The organism is Acinetobacter sp. YH12069 (genome assembly GCF_013419675.1).
Classification (GTDB): domain Bacteria; phylum Pseudomonadota; class Gammaproteobacteria; order Pseudomonadales; family Moraxellaceae; genus Acinetobacter; species Acinetobacter amyesii.
In genome coordinates, this window is record NZ_VOZS01000013.1 from 30,228 (window position 1) to 44,528 (window position 14,301).

The 14,301-nt window shown below is 41.6% G+C and carries 11 protein-coding genes and 1 pseudogene; 6 read left to right on the top strand and 6 right to left on the bottom strand.

Annotated features, from left to right (window positions below; all coding sequences use genetic code 11):
• Window positions 1-46 precede the first annotated feature (46 nt).
• From FTU16_RS11155 to FTU16_RS11165, 3 genes are all read left to right on the top strand, one after another.
• Complete coding sequence (locus FTU16_RS11155; protein ID WP_180163257.1) at window positions 47-1,492, top strand: YdiU family protein; 1,446 nt, start codon at window positions 47-49, stop codon at window positions 1,490-1,492.
• Window positions 1,493-1,604: 112 nt separating this feature from the next.
• Window positions 1,605-2,210, top strand: a complete 606-nt coding sequence (locus FTU16_RS11160) for a murein L,D-transpeptidase family protein (protein ID WP_180163258.1) — start codon at window positions 1,605-1,607, stop codon at window positions 2,208-2,210.
• A gap of 35 nt (window positions 2,211-2,245) precedes the next feature.
• On the top strand, window positions 2,246-2,617 hold the full coding sequence (locus FTU16_RS11165) for an MmcQ/YjbR family DNA-binding protein (protein WP_218955640.1): 372 nt from the start codon (window positions 2,246-2,248) through the stop codon (window positions 2,615-2,617).
• 56 nt (window positions 2,618-2,673) lie between these two features.
• On the opposite strand, the gene FTU16_RS11170 is transcribed toward FTU16_RS11165, so the two are convergent.
• On the bottom strand, window positions 2,674-3,165 hold the full coding sequence (locus FTU16_RS11170; RefSeq protein WP_180163306.1) for a hypothetical protein: 492 nt from the start codon (window positions 3,163-3,165) through the stop codon (window positions 2,674-2,676).
• Between the two features lie 116 nt (window positions 3,166-3,281).
• Window positions 3,282-3,542 (bottom strand): hypothetical protein, encoded by a 261-nt coding sequence (locus FTU16_RS11175; RefSeq protein ID WP_180163259.1) that lies wholly within the window; start codon window positions 3,540-3,542, stop codon window positions 3,282-3,284.
• Between the two features lie 185 nt (window positions 3,543-3,727).
• Between FTU16_RS11175 and FTU16_RS11180 the strand changes: the two are divergent.
• Window positions 3,728-5,052, top strand: a pseudogene (locus tag FTU16_RS11180) (ISNCY family transposase).
• Window positions 5,053-5,281: 229 nt separating this feature from the next.
• Here FTU16_RS11180 and FTU16_RS11185 read toward each other — a convergent pair.
• The 4 genes from FTU16_RS11185 to baeS form a co-directional block, all read right to left on the bottom strand.
• Complete coding sequence (locus FTU16_RS11185) at window positions 5,282-6,637, bottom strand: amino acid permease (protein WP_180163260.1); 1,356 nt, start codon at window positions 6,635-6,637, stop codon at window positions 5,282-5,284.
• A gap of 357 nt (window positions 6,638-6,994) precedes the next feature.
• Window positions 6,995-8,692 (bottom strand): carboxypeptidase regulatory-like domain-containing protein, encoded by a 1,698-nt coding sequence (locus FTU16_RS11190; RefSeq protein ID WP_180163261.1) that lies wholly within the window; start codon window positions 8,690-8,692, stop codon window positions 6,995-6,997.
• A gap of 233 nt (window positions 8,693-8,925) precedes the next feature.
• A complete protein-coding gene (locus FTU16_RS11195) occupies window positions 8,926-9,612 on the bottom strand; it encodes a response regulator (protein WP_078191240.1) in 687 nt (228 codons plus the stop codon).
• 12 nt (window positions 9,613-9,624) lie between these two features.
• A complete protein-coding gene (gene baeS / locus FTU16_RS11200; protein WP_180160324.1) occupies window positions 9,625-11,301 on the bottom strand; it encodes a sensor histidine kinase efflux regulator BaeS in 1,677 nt (558 codons plus the stop codon).
• A 134-nt stretch (window positions 11,302-11,435) separates the two neighbouring features.
• Between baeS and FTU16_RS11205 the strand changes: the two genes are divergently transcribed.
• The gene (locus FTU16_RS11205) at window positions 11,436-12,044 is read left to right on the top strand and encodes a hypothetical protein (RefSeq protein ID WP_180163262.1); all 609 of its coding nucleotides are present in this window, start codon (window positions 11,436-11,438) and stop codon (window positions 12,042-12,044) included.
• 318 nt (window positions 12,045-12,362) lie between these two features.
• Window positions 12,363-14,165 (top strand): acyl-CoA dehydrogenase C-terminal domain-containing protein, encoded by a 1,803-nt coding sequence (locus FTU16_RS11210; protein ID WP_078194152.1) that lies wholly within the window; start codon window positions 12,363-12,365, stop codon window positions 14,163-14,165.
• Window positions 14,166-14,301: the final 136 nt, after the last annotated feature.

Here is a 14,301-nt window from a genome sequence, read left to right on the forward strand (position 1 = left end):
GGTCTTTGCTATAGTTTAAACATAATTTGAATTTTTAAAGATCATTATGCTGTTCAATGCCCGCTATAACACCCTGCCACCTCGCCTGTACCATCATCAGCAACCTGTTCCTCTAAAAGGCGCAAAAGCTGGGCATTTTAATGCGGCTCTTGCAGATGAGCTGCAATGGTCGGCAGAAGATCAAGCTGCGTGGGTTGAAATCTGCAGCGGTCAAAAAACCTTTGCTGAATTTGAACCTTTAGCCATGGTCTATGCAGGTCACCAGTTTGGACAATGGGCCGGCCAATTGGGCGATGGACGCGGCTTATTGATTGCGCAAATCATCGATAAACATGGGCAAACCATTGACCTGCACCTTAAAGGCGCCGGCTCTACGCCTTATTCACGCATGGGCGATGGACGTGCAGTGCTGCGCTCGACCATTCGTGAATATTTGGCAGGACATGCGCTGAACAACCTAGGCGTTGCATCCAGCAATGCGGTGGGTTTTACCAGTTCTGAGCAAGGTGTAAAGCGCGAAAAACTCGAGCTCGGCGCGATGATGCTGCGTACATCTGACTGTCATATCCGATTGGGACATTTTGAATGGATCAATCAATATCAGGGTGATTTACTACCTGAATTCACGCAAAAATGTATTGAGTGGCACTACCCTGAATGCTTGGATGCTGAACAGCCCATTTTGGCTTTTGCCACTCAAGTTATTCAGCGTACCGCAGTGATGATTGCCAAATGGCAGCTGATTGGTTTTGCACATGGCGTGATGAATACTGACAATCTGAATATTACCGGTTCAACTTTGGACTTCGGCCCTTATGGCTTTATGGAGCGCTTCCGTCCAAACTGGATCAACAACCATTCGGACTACCAAGGCCGCTATACCTATCAACAGCAGCCAAGTATCGGGCATTGGAATTTATGGCAATGGCTGAATAATCTCGTTCCGCTCTGCCCTTCAGATTATGACAAAGAACAGTGGAAAGACGATCTAGCCAAATGCTTAGAGCATTTTGAACTGACCTTCTTGGAACATTATAAATTGGGCTTAAGCCAAAAAATGGGGCTGCCGAGTTTTCATAAAGACAGCTTCGACTGCGCCATGGCCTTTTTACGCATTCTGCAAAGTGAGCAACTGGATTACACGCAAAGCTTTATCCATCTGCAAAATCATGAATATGAAGCCATTAAAGATGATTGCCTTGACCGATATGCATTTGAGAGCTTCTTAGCGCACTATGAAAGCATCCGTGCGCATCAGGACACCGATGCTTTAGATGCTGAAATGGCAAAGGCCAATCCGCAATATATTTTGCGCAACCATATGGCGCAAAAGGCGATTGAGCTAGCTGAACGCAATGATTTTTCAGAGGTAGAACGTTTATTTACATTGCTCAGTCAGCCATTTACTAAACAGCCTGACCTAGAAAAAACTGAAGATTTAGGCCCCTTGCCAAGTGATGTGCCTGAAGTAATGGTCAGCTGTTCTTCATAAACATTTATCCACAAATCCACATTTCACTCGGATCAAAATTGTGGATAATTTAGACATTATCCACAATGCCGAAATGGATGAGCTGTGAAGGCAGCTCATTCTCTACATTACAATGACAAGAAAAAATATCACGATCTTTAGTTTCGCTATCCTCGTCTGCATTGTTGCTGCCTGCTTTGCCTATCAAAAATTTGAAAAATATCTACCTACACCTACCAATGCACTGGCCTTTCCACCTGAATTAAGCGATTTACAAATTCAAAAAATTCGCACAGAAACGCCGATCGACAATATTCAGGTACATAAGGCTCAGCGTTATTTGGAATTAAAACATCAGGATCAAGTCATTCGGCGTTACCCGATGCGTCTGGGTTTTCAACCGCTTGGACATAAAGTTCAAGAAGGTGATGGCAAAACGCCTGAAGGCAGCTATATGATTGATTGGCGCAATCCGCAAAGTTCATTTTATAAGTCTTTGCATATCTCTTACCCCAATGCGACCGATAAACAAAAGGCTAAGCAATTAGGTGTTACTGCTGGCGGCGATATTATGATTCATGGTTCAGCGACCAGTTTACAAATGAAAGCTGCTCCTCAGCTCATGACGTATTTTCCACAAAAAGATTGGACTTGGGGCTGTATTGCAGTGCGTAATATTGATATGGATGAAATTTGGCAATTGGTAAATAATGATACCGTTATTCATATTCATCCTTAGGCTTTAAAACTCAGGCTTATTTTTGGTTATCTCTTATGATTGCATTACACGCTGTAGCCGCAAAAACGGCCTTAGCCCTGCCTGAAACCACGTGCAGCCAGCCTTTTGGTGAAGGCTGTGATGTGTTTAAGGTGATGGATAAGGTTTTTATGCTGAGTTTTCATTTGGATGGCAAAGCAGCCATCAATTTAAAAGTGCTGCCTGATAATGGCACGATGCTGAAGGATATTTATCCTTTTATTCGTGCGGGCTGGCATATGAATAAGCAGCATTGGATTTCTGTTTTTACAGATGAAGAATTAGAAGAAGAACTGCTGCAGGATTTGGTGCTGAATTCTTATGAATTGGTTGTATCGAAGTTAAATAAGGGACAACGGCAGAGGATTGAATTGCTGAGAAGTGTTTAGATAACACTTCTCTTACGATCAGGTTAATTTTGAGAATTTCGTATAATCGCCTTATGTTAAATGGAGGAATAAGAAGTACTACAATTCTCTCTAAATAATTTTTTAGAGTCAGTTGAGAGGTATCCATTTTCGTAAATTTCTTTAAATATTTTTAAAGCAATTTTTATATCCTGATTAATATATTGCGCCTCCCATTCATCTTCAAACGGTGCAAAGATATATACTTTTTTAGACTTTATTTCATTTTTATTAATTAAACTAAGGTAAGCCCCTTCTGGGTATTCCTGATTTTCAGAGATACTACAGCCTAATAAATAGCCATATCTTTTATCACAAACAAGGCTATAATTATCTAAATCATGATATGTAAGTGCAGAAAATTCTTCATTATATTGTGTATCAGCCTTAACAATATTGATCTCTCCTCCCTGAAAAAAAACTTTATTAATTAATGTTACTAAATCTTCCCAACTTATCGTCTTTACATCAATTCTAATTTCACTATGAAAAGGGTATCGAATTACGTAGCTGTACAGGTATGTAATCATTGAAATGATATCCAATTTAATGGTGATTTTTAATATTATAACCATGAACGACTCAAGGTTAAATTCTAAAGACTGAGTCCTGTAAGCGCCATTATGTTAAGTTGACAGTTCATTCATTATAATTTTTCAGTCATTGCGATAATAATATCCTCTTCAGTGAAAAGATATTCATCTGGATTTCCCATTAAATCTATTCCACCAAGATACAGCACGCCATTCCATACCTTATTTCTTTTTTCATTCGGTATTAGAGTCAATGAATTAGTATCTGATGCTGATATTACTGAAAAAGCCCAGACACTTGCTTCTTCTCGTGTCATTCGATTTTGAAGCACGACCTCAAATACTGATCTTATTTGATCTAGTGTTACTTCCATATAATCAACTTCCAAAATGTATTGTTATTTTTAAATTTACCTAAAATTAACATAATACACGTTATACGAAATAATTTGTGTAAGCCCAAAATAGAAATGTCCGGTTTCTCCAAAGTAAAAATGTCCGCTTTTAGAATATGCGCTTTTGCAATTTCCTTAGCGGACGGTTTGATATGTTGGTGTCTATGTCGGATAAAGAACTTAAACGATTGTCGGTCTTGCAAGAAATCTGCGATCAACGCATAACTCAACCTCAGGCTGCTCAGCTACTTCATATCTCAGAACGTCAAATCAGACGATTACTGCAGAAATATAAAGCTCAAGGCCCAGCTGCATTAGCACATGCTGCACGTGGCCAAACCAGCAACTCCAGGCTTCCTGAAGAAATCAGGCTCAAGTGCCTCAATCTTGTTGCTGAGCAATTCCACGGTTTTGGACCCACTTTAGCGCATGAAAAGCTCACCACTGTTCATGGATTTGATATTTCAGTGGAAACACTACGTTCTTGGATGATTGCAGCTAATTTATGGATTCCTCGCGCCAAGCGTCTGAAACGACCGTATCAGCCTCGTTATAACCGAGATTGCGTCGGTGAACTGATCCAGATTGATGGCTCATATCATGACTGGTTTGAAGGCCGTTCTGCCAAGTGCTGCCTACTGGTATTTATCGATGATGCCACAGGAAAATTACAGCATTTACGCTTCTGTGAATCAGAATCAGCCTTTGACTATATGATTTCAACACGCTTATATGTCGAACAGCACGGTAAGCCTTTAGCATTTTACAGCGACAAACATTCAGTCTTCAGGGTGAATCAAAGCAGCAATAAAGACACCAAGATCACGCAATTTGGACGTGTGCTCAGTACCCTCAATATCGATATCATCTTCGCCAACTCACCACAAGCTAAAGGCCGTGTAGAACGAGCCAATAGAACGCTTCAAGACCGTCTGATTAAAGAAATGCGTCTGGAAGGCATTAGTTCGATTGAGCAAGCCAATGCATGGTTGCCCTGCTTTATTGAGCAATTTAATCGTAAATTTGCCAAGATGGCCATTAATCCCAAGGATCTACACCGGACTGTCAGTGAAACCGCTGACGAGTTAAATGATATTTTTACCTGGCGTGAACCTCGCAAAGTTACAAACAGCCTGACGATTACATATGATAAATGCGTATATATCCTGAAAAAAACAGAAGAAAATCAAAGATTGATCGGCAAGTATATTGAGTTTCTGGAATACCCGGATGGTACGGTAGCCATTGAACACCAAGGTAGAAAAATCAATTACAGTATCTTCGATAAATTAAGTCAGCTCAACCAGCGAGAGATCGTTGAGAATAAACGTTTGGGTTCTGTACTAGCGCATATTCAACAACAGCATGAAGAATTAGAACAGCAAAACAAACGGAGTCGTTCTCAATCCATGCCACGTAGACGTGCACAGAAAACAGCAATTCAACAACGCAATTGAATCCTGTGCTTGACTTGGAAATGCCTGTATAGGACATTTCTATTTGGTTTTAAGGTAGGACATTTCTACTTAGGAATAACAATACAATAAAAATCATAAACTTATAAAAAGACACCCTAGAATTCAGTGCACTAGAGCGGTCTTTACATAAATATTCACTCAATTTACTTATTTTGTTAGAACTTTTCAAAATCATTCTTTAGTGGCAGTGAACAAAGGCTTTTCTCATTCCAAAAGGCTCGTCCCTAAGCCTTTACTGCATTAAACTTTCTTTGCTTGCATCACTTTAAACAGCACATACAGCAGTAAAATCCATACGGGCTGCATCAGCACCGAAAGCATAAAACCCTGATTCCACATGATGTACAAAATCATCAGCATGAATGCTAATACAACGTAATTAGTGAACGGCGCAAATAAAGCAGGAAACTTGGTTTGTATACCCTGCTGCTGCATCACTTTTCTAAACTTCAGGTGAATCAAGCTGATCAGCATCCAATTCAGCACCGCAGCGCTCACCACGATATAAATCAAATAACTCAATGCTTTTTCAGGTAAGAAATAATTCAGCAGCACACAGCCAAAAATCAGCAAAGCAGAAAATAAAACTGCAGCAATCGGCGTACCGTGTTTATTCACCTGCTTAAATGCTTTTGGCGCATTGCCTTGTTCTGCCAAGCCCAGCAGCATGCGGCTATTGGCATACATGCCGCTATTACAGACCGAAACGGATGCAGTCAAAATAATAAAGTTCAGCAAATGTGCCGCCCAATCAATCCCCATCTGATTAAAAATCATCACAAAAGGACTATGATCCAAACCGCCAAGTTTCAACTGATTCCACGGCACCAGCGACAGCAGTACTGCCAAGGAACATATATAAAATAAGAACACGCGGATCACGGTCTGATTCACCGCTTTCGGGATATTTTGATCAGGATTTTCAGTTTCAGCCGCCGCCATGCTGATCAGTTCAATGCCGCCAAAAGCAAACATCATAAAGGCTAGCATGTAGAATAAGCCTTCAAAACCGTGCGGGAAGAAGCCGCCATGTACCCATAAATTACTAATCGAAGCGGTAGAGTCTGCGCCTGCTGTAAGTAGCAGATATATACCAAAAATAATCATGGCAACAATCGCCACAACTTTAATCATCGACAGCCAAAATTCAGATTCTGCATACAGTTTGACATTGGCTAAATTGGCTAGCGTAATCACAGCAAAAAACACCAAAACTGAAACCCAAGCAGGCACATGCGGCCACCAGTAATTGACATATTTGCCTATCGCGGTCAGCTCGGTCATCACTACTAAAATATACAGAATCCAGTAGTTCCAGCCCGTTAAAAAGCCCGCAAACTTGCCCCAATACTTAAAAGCAAAATGACTGAATGAACCTGTGACTGGCTCTTGTACAATCATCTCGCCCAACTGGCGCATAATCAGAAAAGCAATCAAACCACCAATCAAATAGCCCAGAATTATCGATGGTCCAGCCGACTCAATAATATGCGCAGAGCCTAAAAATAGCCCTGTCCCGATTGCGCCACCCATTGCAATCAGCTGAATATGACGGTTCTTTAATCGGCGCTGCAATTGAGGCATTTCGCTGCTCACAACATGTTCTCATCTTATAAAAAAGTGGATTGTAGCCTGTGCAGCTCTTTGCAGCCAAATATTCGCAAATCATTTCTGTATGAATCATTATGGAATACAGTGCGTGAGCTGCATCAATCTATAGCACATAGTCAACTTGATAGGATGGACAATATAGGCCATATGGTTCTATTAGAACAGCCAGAAAATTTAGCTGCCAGCATACTTAAGTGGCTGAATATATTGTCCCTTTAAATATAAACAGCCCTCAATAGAGAGCTGCTTTTTAGCATTCACTTCACTTGATGGATGATTGATAGTGAATACAGTACGTCTAAACCTATTCTAACCATTCATACTGCACCACCATGTAAATCGTTATTTACGCTGTGGAACTTCAGCCCACCGTGCATAACTCTTCGTGCTTTTCAGCACAGTGTCCGCTTGTTTTGCAGCGACGCCACTATAGTCCTGAGAGAAACTATCTGAATTTTCATCAAAACTCGCACCATCAAATAATGGGAAAGTACCGGCTTTTTTCTGAATCACCACATCATCAATCATCCAACCTCTGAAGCCGTTATAAAGTCCATCGACCGTTCTGAATTGGAATTTCAGTTGAACATTGGTCTTGCCTGCATATTCATCTAATGAGATCGCTTCTTGCTGAACAGCAGCCGGTGCAAGGTTAAAGCCTAAATTACTGTATGGAATCGGCGCGCGCTCATATGCCGAGGATGGATCTGCCAGCGGGTTTAATCGAGCCAAAGTCTTGAAGCTATTGCCGCCGTCGGTAGAAACTAAAATATTCATCAAATCGAATCCCTGATTATTTGGATTGACCGACTCAATTTCCCACCATGTTTTAAAGCTTAAACTCAAAGGCGCCTGATACTGGCTTAGATTAATGGCAGGTGAAATCAATTCACCCCTATTGTCATACTGCGAGGTGCCGCCATCAAACTCTGGAGCCGTAGATGAATCACTTAAAGCACCAATAAAGTTGCCATTTACTTTGTCGCCATACCAATATGCCGTATTACCTTGCAGTGGCTCAGGCACCTTGCCTTGACTTTGGTCATTCGGCGCTAAGCGTACACGCTGATTCACTTGATTATTACGGATGTTGTGACCTTTGTTTAGCAACTGCCAATCAACATTGGCCACACTTGGCTGCGACCTTGTCCATGCATTGCGAGTAGCAGAATCCGCTTCAAAAGTTTCACGCCAAACTGCATCTGCAGACACTGTTTCAGGTAGCACTTCAAATTGATAGCCCGATGCAGAAGAAGCAATGACCGTAACTTTTTTCGTAATAGTATTAATTCCTGCACCGTTAATGGTGAGCGTGGCATTTTTCAATGCTTCAAGCAGATCATTGCTCACATTAAATGAAAGCGTGAAATATCCATTGGCATCAGTCAAAGCACTAACAAATGCGCCATTGGTCGCTGTACCGCCAGACAATGACACTTGCGCATTCGCCAAAGGTTTCCCTTTAAAAATCACTTGACCAGAGAATGTTCCGACCACTGCATCATTGACTGGTGCATCACTTAGTGTCTGACAGTCTTGGTCTAAGCAGTTGAGAACCACATTCAACACAATGCTTTTATTGGTATTTTTAGGATGGATCAAGAATGCCGAAACTGCAGACTGTCCATTTTTAGTGACCAAAACATAATATGTGCCTGCAGCCAATTTAGGCAGCTTAACGATGCCTTGAGCATTAGCAAGGTAACTTTGACCTTTAAAATGAGTCGCTGTCGGTAAACTGTTGATCGGTGGAAATAACTGTTCAGAATCATCTGCTATAATTGTATTCGTTGCTATTTTCAGACTGCCTGCTTGTACTTTTTGCCATTCTTCATCAGTTAAAATCTGAATCGATGCAGCATTTAAAGCAAGATTATTCACATCTAATAAAGTCAGCTCTTCTACGCTTTTTTGAACCATAGCATCGGCAACTGCCTCTGGCGGTACACTCCCTGTCTCGTCACGATCACTACCGCCACATGCCGTTAAACCCAAGACACCCGTGACCATTATTATTTTTACAAAAGCGCTATTTTTCATCTGTTCTGCCCTCTAATTTTCCATTTTTAAAATTGTTATCTCTACATTGAACTCTGCCAGCCCAAACATACTGGTCAATATTCAAGCAAAATAATACCCAATTTCCACTAAATGCGCAAATTTCACATTTTATGTTTTTATTGCTTTGTTTTTCTTGTTTTTAAAATTAATTTAGCTAGGTATGTACAAAAAAACAGGCCAAAGCCTGTCTTTTAGAATTTACCATCTATGTTTTAATCCTCTGGATATTCAAAACGGTAGCCGACGCCATACACAGCTTGAATCCACTCATGGCGGTTGCCAGTTTCAGCAGCATCCGAAATTTTACGGCGCAGGTTTTTAATGTGGCTGTCAATCACACGGTCAGCCACTTCAAAACTGTCTGGATTGATATGATCCAGTAACTGCGCACGTGAATACACCTGCCCTACATGCTCTAAAAACAACTCTAGTAAACGAAACTCTGTTGGCGTTAAGCTCAACGCTTTTTGTTGATACCAAATGCGCTGCTGTGCTTTGTCCATACGGAATAAATCATTGACTTCGGGTTCTGCTTTACGTTCTAAACGACGTAATACCGCTTGCACACGTGCCACCAATTCTTTCGGACTAAACGGTTTGCAGACATAATCGTCAGCACCCATATTAAGCCCCAATACACGGTCAATTTCTTCAGTGCGTGCAGTCACCATAATAATCGGCAAATCAGACTGCTCACGGACTTTACGGCAAATGGTTAAGCCATCCATACGAGGCACCATCAGGTCTAAAATCATCAGACTCGGTTTACGTTGTGTGAAGCTGTCATAGGCTTCTTGCCCATCATGAAACATGCTGACTTCAAAGCCTGCAGCCTCTAGATAATCACGCACTAGCTGTGCAAGTTCCACTTCATCTTCAACCAACATGATATGTTTCATGCATGCTTCCTTTTAATATTTCATCTGTTTGGGAAATGTCAATTTGCAACGCAAACCGCCCAATGGAGAATGATCAAAACTCAACTCTCCACCCAATGCTCTAGCTATTTTTACGGATAACGCCAATCCTAATCCTGTACCACCAGTTGCACGCGTACGTGAATCATCCACACGATAGAAACGCTCACCTAAACGTGCCAACTGTTCATCAGTTAAACCAAATGGGCTGTCATCAACATACACGGTCCACTGGGTTTCATCTTGCTCAGTATGAACATGCACTTCACCACCAGCTTCCGTATAACGAATACTGTTACCCAATAAGTTGACCATAATCTGTTTAAAACGGTCTATATCTAATTGTAATGAAGTCCCTTCGCCCATTGCGGTAATTTTCAAATCTGCTTGCTCAAACTTCGGCTTAAAGCTTTCAACCTCTTGGATCACTACATCCCAAGGATTGAGCGTGGTCAAATAACAATTCAGTTGTTGTGCATCGGCTTGTGCCAAATCTGCCAAATCTTTGGTCAATTTTTTCAAACTACTCACTTGATTAAGCATCGAAGCAAAATGCTCTGGCGTTGGCTTACGAATACCGTCCTGCATCGCCTCAATTTGAGCCTGCAACACCGCCAATGGCGTTTTTAATTCATGTGAAGTATCGGCAACCCATTGACGACGTGACGTTTCATGCTGATCGAGAATCACGGCCAACTGGTTCAATTCATTTGATAAATCGCCGAGTTCATCATTACGGTTCACCGCGACTTGATGTTGATAATTGCCCTTGGTTAACTCACGTGTCCCCATTAACAAACGCTGAATCGGTTTTTTAAAGTAGGTCGCCAATAACAGTGCAGCAATTAAACTCGCAATAAAACTAAGCACATAAACCAATAATAAATAACGTTTTTGCTTACTAAAGAAGTTAATACTGATCGCATCATCTTGCTCGAGTACAGGTTTGAGCCCCAAATACCCCACGATTTGATTATTTACCATAATCGGACGATAAGAAATCTGTTCATCTGTCGGCTCACCCACCACAAATTGGCGCTGTGCATCATATAAAGATAAACGTGAACTCAAGCCCAAGCGGTCAGGCATTTGAATAAACTGTTTTTTACCACCATTGTTGGTATTGTTTTGAGAGGATTGACCGGCATCTTTATCTTTTTCATCCGCATTCGACTCTTTGGGGCGGAACACATTTTGATTCGCACTTAAAGGAAATTTTAAACCTTCAAAGGGTTGAAACTCAGACGGTAAGTTTTGTTCCAGCCATTTCAACTCTTCAGTTTTTTGTTCTGCCGTTTGCTGCGGTGTCGCCAACATCGATGCTGCATTCAAACTATGATCTTGGAAATAGCGCTGCTGCAATGCAATGTCATATTGACGACGCAGCCACCACCGAGAGAGACGATCATAGTCATCTGGCGCAGCCTGCCCTTCAATCTGCAAAATCTGCGCCTGAATCGCATTCCCCCAATCATGATAAACCGTATACACATCGGCTAAATTTTCAATGACATGGTCAAGCTTTTGCATCTCGACATCGGCCACATATTTGGTGAAATTACGCTGCATATTCCAATGCAAAACGCCAAGACTTACCGTTGTGATGACGAGCGTCGTCAACAGCACAGTCAGAAACAAGCGTAGGGCAATCGGGATACGACGTATTTTCAAAAGAGAACTCTCATTTTTCTTCTATATTCATTATTGTAGCGAACACGCAACTAAAAAACTCTCCATTGTTTCTACATCTTTATTATTTAATCTTTAACCATCGGAAAAATATCTAATCTGGTGGGGTAAAGACTATGAAACAAATGACCAAAATGGCTTTAATCGGTGCAAGCGTATTGAGCATGGGTGCACTCACTGCCTGTCAATCGACAACCGCACCAAAAGATAACGATCATGGCCGTATGATGAAACAACATCATGGTGATCACGATCGTCGTATGTCACCTGAGCAACGTGAACATTTTAAACAAATGCGTGCCGAGCAACGTCAAGTGTTTGCTGATATGCAAAAAGCTTGTAATGGCAAGGCTACAGGTTCAACAGTTCAAGTAAAAGCTGGCGATAAAAATATTGATGGTACATGTACCATGGTGTTCAAAGCAGACCGTCAAGACATGAAAAAAGCACGTGGTGAACACAAACCAATGCGTGGCGACATGCGTGGTCAGATGCAACGCGGTGAGCCACTGACTGATGCAAAACGTGCAGAACTGACTAAACAGTTTGATCAACGTTTAGCTGAACGCCAAGCGAAGCAACAAGCGATTATGAAAGCATGCCAAGGTAAGACTGATGGTAGCGCGGTTGCCATTAAAGTTGGCGAACAGCAAATCAATGGTAAATGTGAAGTTCGCTTCCAACCTAAAGCTCCTGTTGCCCCGACGCCAGCACCAGTAAAATAATCCAAACTTAGATCGCAATATCATTGCGTAAAAAAAGGCACTCCCAGGAGTGCCTTTTTTATTGGACATATCTTTTTACGCTTTTTGACTATTTGTGTCATTCATTTTCAGCCAAAAGTGTTTACACTCAATGCACTTAGCATTTTCAAGGGATATTTCTTTGACTTTACAGTCACCAACAAATCGCCCTGAAATGCTTGTACCCAATAAGAAGATGTTGCACGATTAGAACCATTCCAATACGTGTCATTGAAGACACGTTCAAATGTTTATTTAGGATTACTAACGCTGGTAGAAACCAGTATTGAGGAAAACGATATGCCACAATACAAAGCGCCCTTACGTGATATGCAATTTGTTCTGCATGAACTTTTAAAAGCAGAAGATCACTATGCACAACTGCCTGCATTTTCAGACACCGTAAGCCGTGAGTTGGTTGACCAATATCTAGAAGCTGCTGCTGACTTCTGTGAAAATGAACTTTCTCCTCTTAACCAAGTCGGCGACCGTGAAGGTTGTACTTGGAATGATGGCGTTGTAACAACACCAACTGGTTTTAAAGAAGCGTATCAAAAATATATCGAACTCGGTTTCCCATCTTTATCTGCTGAAGAACAATACGGCGGTCAAGGCTTACCGGTTTCTTTAGGCAACATCATTTCAGAAATGGTGGGTACTTCGAACTGGGCATGGGGTATGTACCCTGGTCTATCTCATGGTGCTGTCCGTACATTAGAACATCACGGTTCTCAAGAGCAAAAAGACACTTACCTTCCTAAACTTGTTTCAGGTGAATGGACTGGTACGATGTGCTTAACAGAATCTCATGCAGGTTCTGACTTAGGTATTATCCGCTCTAAAGCTGAACCACAAGCAGACGGTAGCTATGCAATTTCTGGCGAGAAAATCTTTATCTCTGCTGGTGAACACGACATGGCTGAAAACATCATCCATATCGTACTTGCTCGTCTTCCAGGTGCACCAAAAGGCACGAAAGGTATTTCATTATTCATCGTACCTAAATTCAATGTAAATGCTGATGGCTCAATTGGTGAGCGCAATGCGGTACGTTGTGGTTCGATTGAACACAAAATGGGTATCCATGGTAACGCGACTTGTGTCATCAACTTTGATAACGCAAAAGGCTTCTTGATTGGCCCTGAAAACCGCGGTCTAAACTGCATGTTCACATTCATGAACACTGCACGTATCGGTACTGCTGTACAAGGTCTTTCAGCTTCTGAAGGCGCTTTCCAAGGTGCACTTGCTTACGCAAAAGACCGTTTGGCAATGCGTTCACTTTCAGGCCCTAAAGCACCTGAAAAAGAAGCAGATCCAATTATCGTTCACCCTGCAGTACGCAACATGCTGCTTACGCAAAAATCATTTGCTGAAGCTGGTCGTGCTCTGGTTTACTTATTGTCTTTCCATGCCGATATCGTGGAACAAGGTGCAACTGAAGAAGAACGTAAGTTCTCTGACAATATCTTGTCATTATTAACTCCAATTGCTAAAGCATTCTTGACTGAAACAGGTTCTGAATCTGCAAAACACGGTGTTCAAGTATTTGGTGGCCACGGCTTCATTTCAGAACACGGTATGGAACAAATTGTACGTGATACACGTATCTCTTGCTTGTACGAAGGTACGACTGAAATTCAAGCAATTGACTTGTTAGGCCGTAAAGTATTGGGTACTCAAGGTGCAATGTTGAAAGACTTCACCAAGATCATCCATAAATTTGTTGAAGCTAACAAAGACAACGCTGCCATGAAAGAATTTGTTGAGCCGCTTGCTGCGCTAAACAAAGAATGGGGCGACTTAACCATGCAGATTGGTATGAAAGCAATGCAAAACCCTGAAGAAGTGGGTGCTGCTGCAGTCGATTACCTCTACTTCTCTGGTTATGTGACGCTTGCTTATTTATGGGCTCGCATGGCGCTAGTTGCACAAGAAACTTTAGCTGCAGGAACAACAGATGTTGATTTCTACAATGCAAAAGTAACGACTGCTCGCTTCTACTTCAAGAAAATCTTACCACGCGTTCGCTCTCATGTAGAAGTGATTGCAGGTGGCCTAGATCCTCTTATGGCATTGGATGCAGAACACTTTGCATTCTAATGTGAATATCTAAAACATATTCAAAAAATTGTACTCTTGAGTGCAGAAATAGAGAAAGGACGGTCATAGCATTGGCAGTCCTTTTTCTTTATAAATAATCCCATAATTTTACTTTGGTCAATTTTCTCCACGCTTT

Bases quoted from the DNA above. Each gene is read 5' to 3' on its own strand.
- FTU16_RS11195 (WP_078191240.1), bottom strand. From the start codon at position 9,612: ATGAAACATATCATGTTGGTTGAAGATGAAGTGGAACTTGCACAGCTA.
- FTU16_RS11160 (WP_180163258.1), top strand. From the start codon at position 1,605: ATGACAAGAAAAAATATCACGATCTTTAGTTTCGCTATCCTCGTCTGC.
- FTU16_RS11190 (WP_180163261.1), bottom strand. From the start codon at position 8,692: ATGAAAAATAGCGCTTTTGTAAAAATAATAATGGTCACGGGTGTCTTG.
- FTU16_RS11175 (WP_180163259.1), bottom strand. From the start codon at position 3,542: ATGGAAGTAACACTAGATCAAATAAGATCAGTATTTGAGGTCGTGCTT.
- FTU16_RS11205 (WP_180163262.1), top strand. From the start codon at position 11,436: ATGAAACAAATGACCAAAATGGCTTTAATCGGTGCAAGCGTATTGAGC.
- FTU16_RS11170 (WP_180163306.1), bottom strand. From the start codon at position 3,165: ATGATTACATACCTGTACAGCTACGTAATTCGATACCCTTTTCATAGT.
- FTU16_RS11165 (WP_218955640.1), top strand. From the start codon at position 2,246: ATGATTGCATTACACGCTGTAGCCGCAAAAACGGCCTTAGCCCTGCCT.
- FTU16_RS11155 (WP_180163257.1), top strand. From the start codon at position 47: ATGCTGTTCAATGCCCGCTATAACACCCTGCCACCTCGCCTGTACCAT.
- FTU16_RS11210 (WP_078194152.1), top strand. From the start codon at position 12,363: ATGCCACAATACAAAGCGCCCTTACGTGATATGCAATTTGTTCTGCAT.